Annotated in this window: 13 protein-coding genes; 4 read left to right on the forward strand and 9 right to left on the reverse strand. The window is 53.5% G+C overall.

Features of this window, described 5'->3' with window-relative positions; translation table 11 throughout:
* Positions 1–168 precede the first annotated feature (168 nt).
* Positions 169–753, reverse strand: coding sequence for a GNAT family N-acetyltransferase (locus EV294_RS13975; RefSeq protein ID WP_132307715.1), 585 nt, complete (start codon positions 751–753; stop codon positions 169–171).
* Positions 754–782: 29 nt separating this feature from the next.
* On the reverse strand, positions 783–1,847 hold the full coding sequence (locus tag EV294_RS13980) for an ATP synthase beta subunit C-terminal domain-containing protein (protein ID WP_132307717.1): 1,065 nt from the start codon (positions 1,845–1,847) through the stop codon (positions 783–785).
* Between the two features lie 195 nt (positions 1,848–2,042).
* Here EV294_RS13980 and trpB point away from each other — a divergent pair, with 195 nt between their 5' ends.
* Both trpB and EV294_RS13990 read left to right on the forward strand, forming a co-directional pair.
* Positions 2,043–3,206: a tryptophan synthase subunit beta gene (gene trpB / locus EV294_RS13985; RefSeq protein ID WP_132307719.1), complete on the forward strand. Its 1,164-nt coding sequence runs from the start codon at positions 2,043–2,045 to the stop codon at positions 3,204–3,206.
* Between the two features lie 143 nt (positions 3,207–3,349).
* The gene (locus tag EV294_RS13990; RefSeq protein WP_132307721.1) at positions 3,350–4,705 is read left to right on the forward strand and encodes a dipeptidase; all 1,356 of its coding nucleotides are present in this window, start codon (positions 3,350–3,352) and stop codon (positions 4,703–4,705) included.
* A 235-nt stretch (positions 4,706–4,940) separates the two neighbouring features.
* Here EV294_RS13990 and EV294_RS13995 read toward each other — a convergent pair whose 3' ends face one another.
* Positions 4,941–5,759, reverse strand: a complete 819-nt coding sequence (locus EV294_RS13995; RefSeq protein ID WP_132308034.1) for a MetQ/NlpA family ABC transporter substrate-binding protein — start codon at positions 5,757–5,759, stop codon at positions 4,941–4,943.
* A gap of 250 nt (positions 5,760–6,009) precedes the next feature.
* On the opposite strand from EV294_RS13995, the gene glsA reads away from it, so the two are divergent.
* A complete protein-coding gene (gene glsA, locus EV294_RS14000) occupies positions 6,010–6,957 on the forward strand; it encodes a glutaminase A (RefSeq protein ID WP_132307723.1) in 948 nt (315 codons plus the stop codon).
* Positions 6,958–7,270: 313 nt separating this feature from the next.
* Here the strand turns inward: glsA and EV294_RS14005 are convergent, their stop codons facing one another.
* The 6 genes from EV294_RS14005 to EV294_RS14030 all read right to left on the reverse strand — a co-directional run bounded on the left by EV294_RS14005 (position 7,271) and on the right by EV294_RS14030 (position 13,190).
* Entirely contained in the window at positions 7,271–8,047 is a 777-nt protein-coding gene (locus tag EV294_RS14005; protein ID WP_132308036.1) for an HNH endonuclease, read from the reverse strand.
* 52 nt (positions 8,048–8,099) lie between these two features.
* Positions 8,100–9,056 carry a 3'-5' exoribonuclease YhaM family protein gene (locus EV294_RS14010; RefSeq protein ID WP_132307725.1) on the reverse strand — a complete coding sequence of 319 codons (957 nt, stop codon included), beginning with the start codon at positions 9,054–9,056 and terminating at the stop codon, positions 8,100–8,102.
* Between the two features lie 160 nt (positions 9,057–9,216).
* Positions 9,217–9,930 carry an S-layer homology domain-containing protein gene (locus EV294_RS14015; RefSeq protein WP_132307727.1) on the reverse strand — a complete coding sequence of 238 codons (714 nt, stop codon included), beginning with the start codon at positions 9,928–9,930 and terminating at the stop codon, positions 9,217–9,219.
* A gap of 84 nt (positions 9,931–10,014) precedes the next feature.
* Complete coding sequence (locus EV294_RS14020; RefSeq protein WP_243711663.1) at positions 10,015–11,217, reverse strand: MFS transporter; 1,203 nt, start codon at positions 11,215–11,217, stop codon at positions 10,015–10,017.
* A 27-nt stretch (positions 11,218–11,244) separates the two neighbouring features.
* Positions 11,245–12,372: a Gfo/Idh/MocA family protein gene (locus EV294_RS14025; RefSeq protein ID WP_132307731.1), complete on the reverse strand. Its 1,128-nt coding sequence runs from the start codon at positions 12,370–12,372 to the stop codon at positions 11,245–11,247.
* Positions 12,372–13,190 carry a sugar phosphate isomerase/epimerase family protein gene (locus EV294_RS14030; protein WP_132307733.1) on the reverse strand — a complete coding sequence of 273 codons (819 nt, stop codon included), beginning with the start codon at positions 13,188–13,190 and terminating at the stop codon, positions 12,372–12,374. Before EV294_RS14030 ends, EV294_RS14025 begins: the two co-directional genes overlap by 1 nt.
* Before the next feature lie 380 nt (positions 13,191–13,570).
* On the opposite strand from EV294_RS14030, the gene EV294_RS14035 reads away from it, so the two are divergent.
* Complete coding sequence (locus EV294_RS14035) at positions 13,571–16,453, forward strand: 2-oxoglutarate dehydrogenase E1 component (protein WP_132307735.1); 2,883 nt, start codon at positions 13,571–13,573, stop codon at positions 16,451–16,453.
* Positions 16,454–16,455 lie beyond the last annotated feature (2 nt).

The raw sequence follows: 16,455 nt of genomic DNA on the forward strand, positions 1-16,455 counted from the left end.
TATTCCTTCCACTCCTCTCCAAACTCTCGTTATTCTAGAAGATTATACCATTTGTTTCGTAGGCCCATGGCCGCAATTCATTGATTCAGCAGACGCAAAAAAAAGCAGCTTCGCGGCTGCTTCGGCTGAACGATGTCCTCGCTGTTCTTGTGTTATAGACACTTTTACCTAAAACTCAACTCCCCGAACCTTGGAATAAATCCTTGTATCCCGCAGCGAACCGTCGGCAGCGCGTTTCTCGCTGCGTAAAATTCCTTCAAGCGTAAACCCTGACCGTTCGGCTACATTTGCACTCCGTTTATTGCGTGCATCGCAACGAATCTCAATCCGGTTAGCCTCCAGTTCCTGAATCGCGAAATTCGTAATCGCCTCAACCGCCTCTGTAATGTAACCTTGCCCTTCATAAGATGTCCTTACCCAATAGCCGGTTTCGAAATTACGTGCCTGCCAATCCATACGGTGCAGTCCGCTGCTGCCGACTAATCGACCTGTCTCTTTATGAAAGAGAAGAAGGCGAAGGTCGGTTCGTTCCAAAAACTCAAGCCTGGACTGTCTTACATTAATCTCGGACTCTTCTATCGTAGGAATTTTGTTCGCCCAAGGCATCCACGGACGCAGCTCTTCGATGCTTTCAATTATTGCCTCATTTACCGCCGCCCCGTCTCCGTATAAAGGGGCGCGAATGATAAGACGCTCGCTTTCAAAGCTCTCGGGAATCGTCATCAAAATTGGATTCATACCGGTAAGACTCATCGTTTCAGCCTCTTTCTTCTATAAATATACTAGCTTCTAACCTCAATCCGCCCTTTAAAAAACAGCTCGGAAACTTCCGTCCCATCCAGCTCGCCGTCCAGGATCCGCTTCACGTCCTCCAGCGTTTCGTAAAGGGAAAGCCATTCGCCGGCCGTATTCGTATAGGGCTCCGAGACAAAAAACGGCTGGGCCAGATAAGACTCCAGTCTCTCTCCCCTTTTGTATAACTGGGCATCTGACTCCGCTATCTTATCAAGTCCATGCGTGGTTACTATCAATCTCAGCTCTCTATAACGCCGAAGCAGCTTGCGCGCGCGTTGCTGCAACGCAAGATGCGCCGCATCCAAATAATTGCTCTCCGAAATAGTCGAGGTGGAGGTGATAGGATCGATGGCGGGATAAATGCCGCGGCTGATTAAATCCGAATCGAATCTCCATAACGTATCGAGCGGTCCGTAAGCTTCGGCAGCCGATTCATCGGCAACGGCGCAAGCCATATCCACCAATGCGACCGTGATCGGTCTTGCTCCCGCTTCCTTCAAGCTCTCCTTGAGCGAAAAAAGCTCACCGCTTAATACGGTGCTGCGGTCAACGCCCAGCAAAACATCCTTCTCCTCGCGAAGCTTAACGATCTGTTTGTATAGGTCATCTCTAGTTGCAAGCACGTATTCGGATTGTTCTTTGACATGATTGATTCCCGGAGCATCGGTACCCGGATCCCAGAAAATGGTCGTATATCCCCGTTTGTTCATCCGCTGCATAAACTCGGCCAGCAGCACAAGCTGCCCCATATTGGGCCGGGCCACAAATCCAACGGTTCCTCCCCGTACGACTGGTGCAAGCAAATCCAGCGCTTTGATTCCGGTTTCGATCATCCTCATCCCGCTCCCTCTAATAATGAGTTCATCAAGACTGCATCCTGCCAATGCGGCTAAAGCAACCAAAGTGCGGACTTCCGCGCGGCCAACGGGAATTTTCCCCGTACAGAGATTGGAGACGGTTGCTGCCCGAAGACCAGCTGTCCGTGCCGCAGAGGTAAGGTTGGGTACGCGGCGGCGCAATAGCGGAACGTTAAGCTGTAATTCTTCCTCCATTTTTTAGCACCTCCTTACTTTATATCGTAATCATAATTACTCTAAAACGCAACAATTAATTGTAAAATAATGTGAACGCCGAATGAACAACGCAATCTATCTCCTTCCTATTTTTAACAAGAAATTTGTTATTTTTTATGCTACGATATGGTTTGAATTGGGAGACTAACTCTAGTATTGGAGGCGCTTTCTGAGATGAGTCAAGAACAAGTGGCTGAAGGGTATTTTGGAGAATTTGGCGGCAGCTTTGTCCCGCCTGAGCTGAAGGAAGTATTGGACTACTTAAGCGCGCAATTCAACAAGTTCAAGGATGATCCGGAATTTAAGGAAGAATTGGACTACTATTTGAAGGAATATGTCGGCCGCGAAAATCCGCTGACTTACGCCGAGCAGCTGACGAACGCCTGGGGCGGCGCAAAAATCTACCTGAAGCGCGAGGACTTGAATCATACCGGCGCTCACAAAATCAATAACGTAGTCGGCCAGATCCTGCTCGCCAAACGAATGGGCGCCAAGCGCGTCATTGCCGAGACCGGTGCCGGCCAGCACGGCGTCGCTACCGCAACCGCATGCGCGATGTTCAACATGGACTGCGTCATCTATATGGGCGCGGAGGACACGCGCCGTCAGGCGCTTAACGTATTCCGGATGGAGCTCCTTGGCGCTACCGTCGTACCGGTAGACAAAGGGCAAGGCCGCCTGAAGGATGCCGTTGACGAAGCGCTGAACGATCTGGTAGCCAATTATAAGAACACCTTCTACCTTCTGGGTTCGGCCGTAGGCCCGCATCCATTCCCAACCATGGTCAAGCACTTCCAATCGATCATCAGCGAAGAGTCGAAGCGTCAGATTCTGGCCAAGGAAGGCCGTCTTCCGGATGCCGTGATCGCCTGCGCCGGCGGCGGCAGCAACGCGATTGGCGCTTTCGCCCACTACATCGACGAGCCATCCGTACGCCTGATCGGCGTTGAACCGGATCAAGCGCCAACCTTGACCGAAGGCGTACCTGGCATCATCCACGGCTTCAAATGCCTTGTGCTGCTTGATGAGGAGGGCAATCCAAGAAAAACGTACTCTATCGCGGCAGGCCTCGATTATCCGGGTATCGGACCGGAGCACAGCCATCTGAAGGTCAGCGGCCGCGCGGAATACGTTACGGTAAGCAACGAGGAAGTTCTGGCAGCGTTCCAGGAGCTGTCCCGCACGGAAGGCATTATCCCTGCGCTTGAGAGCGCCCATGCGGTTGCCCACGCGAAAAAGCTCGCTCCAACGATGAACAAGGACGAGATCATTATTATCAATCTGTCCGGCCGAGGCGATAAAGACGTGGAGCAGGTGTTCCACATGCTTCATAAATAGCGTAAGACTGCAGCTTCCGTCCTTTGGGCGGGGCTGCCTTTTTTTTGCCTGCCCGGAAGCGTATACTTGGGTTAGGCTTTAATAGTCTAGCGGTTACGGAGATGTTTGCGTGATAATTTCTTTTTGGGAGGTACATAAAACGTATGAGTTATGAAACGTATTTTTCGGAACGTAGAGAGCAGCAGCTGGAGGAGCTTAAAGAATTTTTGAGAATTCCAAGCATTTCGGCGCTGTCTGAGCATAAGCAGGACATGATCAAGGCTGCCGAGTGGGTAGCAGGCAAGCTTGCGTCAGCTGGCCTTGAGAACGTGAAGATTCATCAGACGGCCGGGCATCCGATTGTATATGCCGATCATCTTCATGCGCCGGGCAAACCAACGGTCCTGGTCTACGGCCACTATGACGTACAGCCGGTCGATCCGCTTCATCTGTGGGAGACGCCGCCGTTCGAACCGACGGAACGGGGCGGCAAGCTGTACGCTCGCGGGGCTACGGACGATAAAGGTCAGGTGTTCCTGCATATCAAAGCCGTTGAAGCCTTGCTCAAGCAGGAGCAGCAGCTCCCGGTTAACGTGAAGTTCTGCATTGAAGGCGAAGAAGAGATTTCAAGCCCTAACCTGCTGACCTTCTTGAACGAGAAGCAAGAGCTGCTCGCAACCGATGCCGTGCTGATCTCGGATACTTCCCTAATTGAAAAAGGCAAACCGGCCATCTCTACCGGTCTGCGCGGTCTTTGCTCGCTTGAGTTGACCATTAACGCTTCGAACACGGACCTGCACTCGGGTACCTACGGCGGCGGCGTTCCCAACGCGCTTCATGCCATGGTTGAACTGCTCGCTTCGCTTCATGACAAGCATGGCCGCATTACGGTGGAAGGCTTCTACGAAGGAGTTCCCGAACTGACGGCAGCCCTTCATGAAGAGTTCGAAAAACAGCAATTCAATGAAGAGCAGCTGAAGAAAACGCTTGGACTAAGCACGCTGTACGGAGAAGAAGGTTTTACGTTCGTAGAGCGCACGGGCGCCCGTCCAACGCTGGAGCTGAACGGCGTATGGGGCGGCTTCCAAGGCGAAGGCACCAAGACGGTTATTCCGAAGGAAGCGCATGCGAAGATTACCTGCCGCCTGGTTGGCCAGCAGGATCCTCAGCGCATTCTGGATGCCATCATCGCGCATCTTCATGCAAACGTGCAAGCCGGAGTTACGTTAACCGTGAAGCCGGGCGAAAAAGCTCGCGCCTTCGATATGGATCCGTCGATCCCGCTTCTGCAAACGGCGGCCGACGCCTATGAAGCCGTATACGGCACACGCGCATTGTTTACGAAAGACGGCGGTTCGATCCCGATTGTCGAGACCTTCTCCCGCCAGCTGTCGGCGCCTGTGATCATGATGGGCTTTGGCCTGCCGGACGAGAATCTTCATGCTCCCAACGAGCATTTCAACCTCGAGAACTTCGACAAAGGGCTGCTGACGATCGTGGAGTTTTTGAAAAGAGTTTAATTAGTCTCTCTCTGGTTATGTAACCGGAAGACTAACTTCACTTCTACATTGCACGAAGTGCAGGATATTTCACTGAATAGGCCTTTATTGGTCGCTTTTGCCTTCATATCCTGCATTCTGTGCAGGATATCGCCGGCTAATGGGTTTAACAGCATCCTTATGCTGTAAATAGTGCAATGCCGTAGGCTATAACACAAAAGAGGCAGCCCATTTTTAGGGCTGCCTCTTCAATATTTTAAAACGCCGGAAGCGCGATATCGCTGTAATTGTCCTCGAGGAACTTTTTTACCTCCGGGCCGGTCATCCGCTCTGCCAGCTTCTGAATCGCCGGGGAGTTTACGTTGTCCTCGCGAGCGACCAAGGTAATCACGAAGTCGGATTCGCTGCCTTCTTTGATTAATGCGTCCTTCTTGGGAGTCAGACCAAGCGGCTTCGCGTAAGCCGGCGTCATGAGCACCATGTCGACGTCATCGATGACGCGGGCCAGCATCAGCAGATCCACTTCCTTGAACTTAAACTTATGCGGGTTATCGACGATGTCGGCTTGAGTGGCCTTGATGCCAACGCCTTCTTTCAGCCTGAGCAGGCCGTTTTTCTCCATCATGACAAGCGAACGTCCGATATTGGACGGGTCGTTTGCAATCGCGATCGTTGCGCCGTCGGGAAGATCCTCGATTTTTTTATATTTTTTCGAGTAGCCGCCGTATACCGCATTATAGATCGCTTTGACCGGTACCAGCTTCGCCTTGTTGGTTGCGTTGAAATCGTTCATGTAGGGTACGTGCTGGAAAAAATTCGCGTCTACTTCTTTATGCTGAAGCGCCGTGTTCGGCTGTACGTTGTCCGACAGCGTTACAATCTCCAGGTTAATGCCATCCTGCTTCAAGAGCGGCTTGACCAGCTCCAGAATCTCGCTCATCGGCGGGATTAGGACCGCTACCTTGAGGTTCACTTCCTGTCCGGCTTTCCCTTCGTTTGCCGCCTGATCGTCCTGCTTGTCCGGCTTATTATTTTGACCGCATCCCGCGACAATCGCCATAAGGAGCGCGAGCATGACGAGCCCGATTAGTTTACTTCTCACAATCCATTCCTCCCGTTTATATCCGGCTGGCTTTATTATCTCTCTCTGCCAAATTTGACAGTCAGCCGCCTGTAAGACCCAAGTCTAAGCGAGTCCCATTCATAAATCAATCTAGAGATTCGCTCGCACTGTTCGCAATTTGGAATATGAAATATAATTAAATAAAAACAGCTTCGAAAGCTCACGCTTCGTCTCGGGCAGGCTTGGAAGGGAGGAACCCGCAATGTCATTTACTGCGCAAGAAATCGAATTATTAAACCGCCAGCTCCCGGTTTGGGTAGAGGCGAGCAAGGTCCGTTCCGCCTACGGCAAGACGGCTTCCTATATTCCGGAGCTGGCCAAAGCTCCGCAGCATGCGCTTGGCATCCACATGATCGATACGAACGGGCATGCAGTTTCGGCTGGCGACTGCGGGCTCTCTTTTACGATGCAGAGTATCTCCAAAGTATTTACGCTAATTCTCGCCTTAATGGACAACGGAGAGGAAGCCGTCTTCCAAAAGGTCGGCATGGAGCCGACCGGCGACAACTTCAACTCCATGCTCAAGCTGGAGCTTGTCCGTCCCGGCATCCCGTTTAACCCTCTGATTAACGCCGGCGCTATTGCTATCTCTTCCTTGATTAACGGCCGGAATTCGGCTGAGAAATCCGCACGCGTTTTGTCCTTTTTCCAAGCCCTTGCAAGCAATGATACGTTAACGTACGACATGGAGGTATATAAATCGGAATCGGATACCGCCAATCTGAACCGGTCAATGGCCTATCTGCTGAAAGATAACGGCGTTCTGGAGGGGCAAGTCGAGGACGTGCTGGATGTTTACTTCCGTCATTGCTCGATTCAGGTGACATGCAGCGACTTGGCCCGGATGGCGCTGGTCCTTGCAAACAACGGAACCGATCCGGTAACCGGTGCCTCCCTGATCCCCCGCCGGTATGTGCAGATCGCGAAGACCTTTATGATTACATGCGGGATGTACAATGCGTCGGGCGAATTCGCCATCCAGGTAGGGCTTCCGGCAAAAAGCGGCGTATCCGGCGGAATCCTCACGATGGTGCCGGGAAGGCTTGGCATCGGGGTAATTGGTCCGGCTCTTAATTCCAAAGGCAACAGCATCGCGGGCGTCCATCTGCTTGAGACCCTGTCGCGCGAACTGGATTGGAGCTTGTTCTAAGCGTTTGGAAAAGTTCACAGCGAATAAGACCCTCCGAAGCCGGACAGGGTCTTATTTGGGCTGAATCGCATTTTCACTGTTTCCGCCTATACCTCACATATATCCCTTGTGTCCTTAGTTATTGATTAACCAGCACTTCCGGCACGTCTCCGGCACCTTCCTGCTCACTTAAAGTCCCTAAAGGGCTTTAAGCACCTCGTAGTGCTGCTTTTCAGCAAGCTTAAGGCTCCCCTAGGGACTTTAAGCAAAAATAAAAGAGGTGCGCGAAGCCCCGAGTACCAGACTCGGCAGGCTCCGCACACCTCCACCCTACTTAAAGCTCCCGCATGAATTCGTCAATGTCTTTATCCGCTTTGGATTGATTACATTCGTTGCAGGCGCATACGCAATTATCCGGCGTCGTATGGCCGCCCTTTGCCCGCGGCAGCATATGGTCGATGGTATCGCCGTATTGTCCGCAGAAATGGCAGGTGTAATTGTCCCTTGTCAGAATGTAGATCCGGAAATCCTTATTGCTGAACAAGCGCCGAATCGTGGTTCGGTTCACAATAACGGCGGCCTTCTCCTTCACGAGCGTTACCGCAAGCTCCAGATCAATCTCCTGATGCCAGCGCCGTCCTTTATCGGTCTTGCCGCGCATCCAGACCGTCCCTTTGCGCGTCGTCCGCAGCAGAGTGGCATCCGTCGGCGAATAATTCGCCGGAAGCGGACTCGGACGGTATTTCCCGCCAGCTCCGGCAGTCCGTGCCGGAGCTTTGGACGGTCTAGGCCGCTTTGGCGCTGCGGCAGGAGTTGCTGCCGCATCAGGCTCAGCAACCGGCGCGGCAGCAGGCTCAGCCTGGTTTGCCGGCAAGGCGGCAACCGCCGCGGGCACAACCAGTGGCGCGGCAGCCACATCCTTATGTTTAGCAATAGATACCATAACCGGAGCGGTAATCCGGCCTCTTGTCTTGCGGCAGCTGCGGCAGGCGCCGCGCCGCGAAGCCGGTCCCGAACGTCTGCCCGTGCGGCGGAGAAAATCCGTCACCGGCTTTTGCTCCAGGCAATGCACGCATTGCTTATATTGAGTCGTTTGCAAGTTATCGGTCATCGGTAGTGCCGGGTGTTCTAGCACCCGTCTTTCACCCCATTACCCTTTATAATTACAGCTTCATCCGATAGATCGGTTTATTCTCCAGTCCGCGGACAACAGGCGTCCATGGCTCGCTTTCCGGAGTTGTTTGCAGGGCATCCTCGACCATTTGCAGCTTGGCGTCCATCGCATCGATATGATGCAGCGCCACGGCCTCCGCCGTTTGCGGCTGAACGGGACTCCCCCACTCTCCCAGATTATGATGAGACAGCACCATATGCTGCAATCCCAGCACTTTTTCCGAATCCAAATCAATATTGCAGCGGATGGCCGCCTCCGTAATCCATGTCGATGCCAGCGAAATATGTCCCATCAGCTTGCCCGAAAGGCTGTAGTCGGATACGATGCCAAGCTGCGCGATCATCTCCTCGGGCTTGGCGATATCATGAAGAATAATGCCTGCCTTCAGCAGATCGGCGTTCAGGAACGGGCGCTGCCTGCACAGAAATTCCCCGATCTCCAGCATTCTCGCCATATGGTAAGCAAGTCCGGCAAAATACGCATGATGATGCGTCTTGGCTGCCGGGTAATGCGTCAGCTTTTCCTCCACCTTCGTCACGCAATAAGTGACAATCGCCTTAATCTCCGTGTCTTGAATACTGTCCTTCGCTTTATGAATCGTATCGATAAGTTCATTCGAAGCAACCGGCGCCGAACGGATAAAATCCGTCAGCGTGATGCCGTCTGCCTCGCCGGCGGGGCGCATGCGCGAAATTTTGATCTGAAGCTTCTCGCGGTATAAATGGACATTCCCTTGAACCTTAACGAGGCCCATGGGGAAGAAGGTTTCTTTGTCCTGCGAAGAGACATCCCAGAACTTGGCCCCCAGCTGTCCGGTGCCGTCGGCAAGTACGATATCAAAATAATCCTTGGGCGTAGTTGCATTCGTCTGCTTTACTTCCAGCTCCTTAAGCAAATAGAAGCCGGTAAAATCGTCCTGATTGCGAAGATCTTTAATTTGCGTCATTCGTGTTCCTCTCTCCAGCTGCCCACAACAATTGCGCGTAAATGCCGTCGCTATGGGACACATGATGCTCCTATTATACTATGAAATTCCTCGTTGCGGCGCGATAAAAGAAAGAGGCTGTCCGCCGACTTCTTGTCGGATGGACAGCCTCTGCCTTTTTTTACTCCAACGCCGTCGCCGGCGCCGAAGCCGCCGGTTCTTCAGGAGCTCCGGCTTCGCCGTTATCCTTATGCGTCTCGACAAATTCATGAGCCGCAAAAAGAATGGCAGCCGCTTCCGCGCGGTTTACGATTTGCTGCGGGTGGAAATTTCCGTCGGCGTCAAGCGCTACGATCTTATACAGCAGTGCACGCTGGATCGTTCCCTGATAATCCACCGTGATATCCTTCTCGTCCTGGATGTTGATATACATCTTAACGAGCGGATATTGGCCGGTTTTCTCAAGGGCCTGAACGAGATAATACGCGAACTCTTCTCTGGTCAGCGGTTTGTTCGGGTCGATGTCGGCCGGCAGATCGAGTCCGTTGTAGTGAGCGATGACGAAGCTTTCCGCGTACCAGGCGTCATTTTTCACATGGGTGAAAAAGCCCTCCGCGGTAGGAGCTTGTTTGAAATCAATGGCAGCCAGGCTTAACTGCATCGTCCGGACGATCAGCTCAATCCCTTGCGCTCCCGTGAGATTCTCTTCCGGATGGAACTCCGAAGAGGATACCCCTTTCACAATGCCAAGCTCCTGCAGAGCTTCGATTTGCGCGCGGCTGCTGGTGCCGGCGATGTCGGTAAAGCCGGAATCATCGGCCGCAAGCGCCTGCCCGGATAACGCTCCGAACAAGACGGCGGCGGAAATCGCCGCGGCAGTGATGCGTTTTTTCATAATCGTATGTCCTCCTTCATCCTCTAAGCTGCGATAATGAACAGCTGTTCAAAGTTATGGACGAAGGTCATGCGGGAAAGGTTGCTAAAAGCTGATTTCCTGCTCCGACTTTTTGACCGCCGTCAGCTTCATATAGAGGTAAAGCAAGGCGAACCCGACCAGCCCGATTAATGCCATGCCCGCTCCCGTCCAATAGATGGACTTCGGCCCGATTTGCTGGAACAGATAACCGCCAAGAAATCCGGAGGCAATCCCCGATAAGCCGCCCCATGTCAAAGCATAAACCGCCTGCCCCGATGCCCGCAGCTCGCTGGGAACGATAAGCGCCGTCAGCTGCGTGCCGATATAGTAGAAGGCCCCAAACGTCAGACAATGCAGCGCCTGGATGAAAATAATCTGCTCCGCGTTGCCCGCTCCCGCCATCAGGAACCAGCGCAGCGCATACAGCAGGCTGACGAGAATCAGGCAGCTGACCATCGTCCGTGCATGCTTGGACAAGTACCGGTCAAAGAGCAGGAACACCGGAATTTCGAAGACGGAAGACAGAAAAGCCGACCAGCCCACCAGATCCGTGTGCCCGCCAAGCTCCGTCATATACAATCCGATAAACGTTGTGTTCATCGAGTTCGGAATCGAGATCAGAAGCCCGATTACGAGAAACACAAGAAACACCCTGTTGCCCAGCATCTGCCGGTAATTTATGCTCTGGGACGTCTTTGGAGAGGATCCTCTCGGCAGGGTAAAAGCGAACCCGATCGCGACCAGCATCATAACCGTATAAACCAGCCATAGCCGGCTGATGCCGATCTGCCCGAGAATCGGCCCCGTAACCAAAGCAAGTATCGCCCAGCCGCAGGAGCCCCATAACCGGAAAGCGCCAAACTTGTGGCGCGTCCCTTCGATACTGTTCAGGATCAGGCTGTTGCTCTGCGAGAACAACGGCATCTGGAAAAAGAAAAACAGCAGCATGCAGCCAAATATAAACGCGTAGGAATCGCTTAAAAATACGAGCTGCATCGCGGCAAGATTGCCAACCAGCATCAGAATGAGGATCAGCCGGATATTGCGGGTCCGGTCGCTCAAATACCCCCATAAAGGATTGGCAATGAGCGACACGATGGGCCCGCCTGCCATAAGCGCCCCGATTTTGAGCGGATTAATTCCGATCGACTGCAAATAAAGGGCAAAAAACGTGCTGTAGACCGCTATCGTTCCGTAGCTGAAAAAGTTGAACGCCTTGATAAAGCGATAGCTTCTCCTCGCTGTCTTTCCTTCTATCTCATTCATGTTGTCCATCACCGCTTTCTTTGCAGCCTAGACGGGAATAGCCGTTGAGCTTGACCTTGCGATTACTTCCTCCGCCGTCACTTCGCGGCCGAGCTCCTCCGATAAATAAATACCCTCGCTGATCAGCATCGTACGCAAGGCGATGTCTGCGGTCGGCAGCAGCGGAACCCGGCCCTGCAGCGCCGCAATCCAGTGATGCTGCGAGGAATCGTACGCGTCTTCATTCTCGCGGAGCCTATGCCAGCGCAAATCCATCATGTCCAGGTCAATCGTGCTGTCCATATCGATGTCGCATACCGTGCTATGGTAGCTGAACGGCTGGGAGCCCTCGCCGTGCAGACCGTTAGGCAATCTGACACCGCCCTCCGAGCCAAGAATGCTGCTGCCCTCAAAGCCGCCCATATGAACCGACCAAGCTTCGATCAGATCAAGCGTTAAGCCGCCCTTGAACCGGATAAAGCCCGTCGCCAGCTCCTCCACGTTAAACCCGCTGCTTGTTTTGCGTTCCTCGAGCATCGCCATTTCCTGATAGACTTTGCCCGAGACGCGTTCCACCTCCGGATTGCCAAGCAGGTAGAGCAGCTGAGCCACATGATAGACGCCCATATCGAGCAGAGCTCCTCCGGCAGAGGTTTCTTTGCGGGTGAAAAACGGCGTGCCGTAACCGTCCACGAAGGGCCGGTTTCTGCGGCGGAAGCCGGTGGAGCGCGCATGGTACAGCCTGCCCAGCTTGCCGCCGTCAATCAGCGTCTTGGCTGCTTTCGTGTCCTTGCCGTACAGCGTAAAAAGCTGAACATGCAGCAGCTTGCCCGTTTCCTCCGCCGCCTCCAGCATTCTTCTGCCGTCCTCGTAAGTGCCGGCGATCGGCTTTTCGCAATACACATGCTTGCCGGCCTGCAGCGCGGCAATCGTAACGGGGGCATGGAAGTTATTGTGCAGGCAGACATCAACCGCCACGATATCCTCGCGCCCGATCAGCTCGCGGTAATCGGAGTACACATGCGGGATTCCGTATTGCTCGGCTACCCTCCCGGCCTCCGCTTCGTTTACGTCGCATACCGCGATAATCTGGGCGCCCGCGACCTGGCGGTACTTCTCGATATGCTGCTTGCCGATTTGGCCAACGCCAATGATCCCGATCTTAACCGTCTCCATTACCCTTCACTCCTTAAATCAGCTTCGTCCGCAAGCAGCTTTTTCACCATGCCGAGCAGTCTCTCCGTCTCCAGGTACTGCCGCTTCGGCGCGTTATATTCAATTCCCCAATAGCCCTTGTAACCCGCATCCTTCAACGTTGCAATCGTATTCAAGGCATCGCCGGATACGGCGGTTTTTTCGTCGAAATGGGTATGGTAGGCCCACGGCGCAACAAGCTTGTCGCCCTCTTCCCGATCGGCCTTCCACCGTCCGAGGTGGACAAGGAAGCCAAAGGCCGGGTGGTCGACCGCTTCGGCGATCCGTTTCATTTCGCGGGGCAGCAGCGATGCGCCCATATGATTCTCGGGGCCGATAACGAAACCGTTGTCCGACGCGAATTGCGCAAATTCCCGGTACGTCCGGACCGTATAATCGAATTGCTCCTCCGTCATCGTCTCCACGTCATGATAGCTGCCGCCGGTATCCATCCGGACGGTCTTCGCGCCAAGAATAACCGATGCTCGCAAATGCACAAGGGCGTTATCATGGAGCCGTTTCCGAACCTCCGGGTCCGGGTCCCATAGATGGGCGCCGTCGACGGCGAAGTTGACCACCGACATTTCCTTCTCGTCCAGTGCCTCGCGGATTTTGCGGATATAGCTCTCCTCGGCAAGCTGATAGATCGGCCCCGTGCCGCGGTCTATAAAGAAGCCGTTCCAAAGATCGGCAACATTCAGCTTGTAGCGGTATTTGACCGTTTCCAAATAGCCAAATACATCCATCTTCCCTTCCAGATAGGTGTTGTTAAACGAATAGCCTCCAATTGATACGTTCACGATTCCTCACTCCCGCTTATCAATATGTCCATCCCCTTCCATTATAGGGGTTGAACAGCGCGAAATAGGGATATTTTTAGCGGCTCGCGGGGTAAATTTCTATTCGCTTGGCATGACAAGAAGGTAGATCGTTCTCGAAAATGTATGCGCTTTAAAAGATAACGGCAGCTATATGCGGCGCTAACGTGTTGGATATTGCCGATATGAGCATAATAAGAATGAAAAATGCCGCTCGCCAAGCCGAATCAATCTATATTCAAGATAATAATGATACATATTCGTTATTTAAGTTTTAAGGCCTGTTTATACTATAATGGATTCATAAGTAAGTTCTAATTTCCGTCCCTTGAACTTCAAAATCCTAGACGGAGGTATCTGTCATGTCATCTGGCAATTTGCACAAGCAAGATCCCTGGGCTTCTTATTACGGGCCCAACCTTGGTTATGTCCAAGAGCAATACGAACTGTTTAAGCAAAATCCCGAATCCGTCGTAGCCGAGTACCGCGAGCTGTTCGAGCAATATGGCGAACCGCCTCAATACGCGGGGCAAACGGCGGCACCTATCGTAAACGCGCAAGCCTCCGGCGGCGCGGCTATCGATGCCAAAGTCCTTCAAAACCTAGTAGCGGCTGGTAAGCTTGTATGGAACATACGCGCTTTCGGCCATTTAGCTGCGGATATCGACCCGCTCGGTATCAGTCCGAAAGTAAGCACCAACATGCTGGAACTGGAAACCTACGGCCTGACGCAAGCCGACCTGGCTGCCCTGCCGGCAGAGCTTGTCTGGACGAAAGCGCCTGCTGACGTTAAGAACGGCTGGGACGCGATCGAGAAGCTTCGCAAAGCTTACACCGGAACAATCGCTTACGAGTTCAGCCACGTTCATAACGAAGAAGAACGCGCATGGCTGAAGCAACGCGTAGAGAAAGAAAATCCTGGAACGAAGCTCAGCACGGAGGAACGCAAGAAGATTCTGACGAAGCTGTTCGAAGCCGAACAGTTCGAAGATTTCCTGCAGCGTACGTTCGTCGGCCAAAAACGCTTCTCGGTTGAAGGCAACGACGTTCTCGTGGCCCTCGTTGACGAGATGGTTCATGAGCTGTCCAATGACGGCGTTAAACATATTCTGATGGGCATGGCTCACCGCGGCCGCCTGAACATTCTGGCGCATGTGCTCGGCAAGCCGTACAGCAAGATTTTCTCCGAATTCCATAATGCAACGAACAAAAAAATGAGTCCGTCCGAAGGCTCCATCGGCATTAACTACGGCTGGACCGGCGACGTGAAATATCACCTTGGCGCGAACCGTTCGATCGGTACCGGCGAAACGGTTAAGACCCGCATTACGCTGGCGAACAACCCGAGCCACCTGGAGTACGTTAACCCCGTTGTGGACGGCTTCACCCGCGCGGCGCAGGATGACCGCACGGCTCCGGGTTATCCGCAGCAGAACACGGATCTCGCCGCAGCGATCATCATGCACGGCGACGCCGCTTTCCCGGGCGAAGGCATCGTGGCGGAGACCATGAACCTGTCGCAGCTTAACGGCTACGCGCATGGCGGTACGCTTCATATTATCGTCAACAACAAAATCGGCTTCACTACCGAAAGCCATGATTCCCGTTCGACGCATTACGCAAGCGACGTTGCGAAAGGCTACGAAATCCCGATCGTTCACGTCAATGCCGATGATCCGGATGCGGTAATCGCGGCGGCTCGCATGGCAAGCGAATATCGCACGAAGTTTAAAAAGGACTTCCTGATCGACCTGATCGGTTACCGTAAATACGGTCATAACGAAACGGACGATCCGGAAACAACGCAGCCTACGATTTACAAGAAGGTAAAAGCTCATCCGACGGTCAGCCGTATCTTTACCGACAAACTGATTGCGGAAGGCGCGATTACCGAGCAGGAAGCGGAAGGCCTGAAGCAAGAAGTTATCGGCCGTCTGAAAGCCGCTTACGAGGAAATGAAGAGCCGCGAGGGTCAAGAGCCGGTTCATCAGACGCAAGGCCTGCCTAACGATCTGACAACAGGCGATGCGGTAGCTCCTATCTCGGTCGAAACGCTTCGCGAGATCAACGCCAACCTGCTGAAGTGGCCGGAGAACTTTACCGTTTATCCGAAGCTGCAGCGTATCCTGGAACGCCGCGCAACGGCTGTAAACGACGGCGAGAAAATGGACTGGGGCCATGCCGAGACGCTTGCGTTCGCATCGATCCTTGCAGAAGGCAAGCCGATCCGCATCAGCGGCCAAGACGTAGAACGCGCAACGTTCGCGCACCGCAACCTGGTGCTGCACGACGCCGAGACTGGCGACACGTTCTGCCCTCTCCATCACCTGCCTGAAGCGAAAGCGTCGTTTGCGATTCATAACAGCCCGCTGTCCGAAGCAGCTGTCCTTGGCTTCGAATACGGCTACAACGTACACGCTCCGGAAACCATGGTTATCTGGGAAGCGCAGTACGGCGACTTCACGAATGTTGCGCAAGTATTAATCGATCAATTCATTTCGGCCGGCCGCGCAAAATGGCAGCAAAAATCGAGCCTGATCATGATGCTTCCGCACGGTTACGAAGGTCAAGGTCCGGAGCACTCCAGCGCTCGTCTGGAACGCTTCCTGCAGTTGTCCGCCGAAGAGAACTGGACGGTCGTGAACCTGTCCAGCGCAGCGAACTATTTCCACCTGCTTCGCCGCCAGGCTTCGATCACGGAAAGCGATGCCGCTCGTCCGCTGATCATCATGGCACCGAAGAGCTTGATCCGCAACCCTCGCGTAGCTGCGGAAATTTCCGAGCTGAGCAACGGTTCGTTCAAACCGGTTATCGAGCAAAAAGGTCTTGGCGCCAAGCCGGACCGCGTAGAACGCCTCGTTCTCGCGACTGGCAAAATGGCCATCGATATTGAGGAAGCGATCGAGAAAAACGGCGATCAAGAGCTGGATTGGCTGCATGTCGTACGCGTCGAGCAGCTGTATCCGTTCCCTGAGAAAGAAATCGCAGCGATCATCGAACGCCTGCCGAATCTGAAGGAAATCGTCTGGGTACAAGAAGAGCCGCAAAACATGGGTTCGTGGTTCTACATGGAGCCTCGTCTGCGCAAGATCGCGCCAGCCGCTGCAAGCGTAAGCTACATCGGCCGTCCGGAACGCTCCAGTACGGCAAGCGGCTTCCAGCAAGTACACAGCTTCGAGCAGCAGCACATTTTATTGCAAACTTTAAAGTATAGTCCGTCGTTGACATATAACACAGGGAGGTAAGC

This window comes from Paenibacillus sp. BK033 (assembly GCF_004345425.1).
Taxonomy (GTDB): domain Bacteria; phylum Bacillota; class Bacilli; order Paenibacillales; family Paenibacillaceae; genus Pristimantibacillus.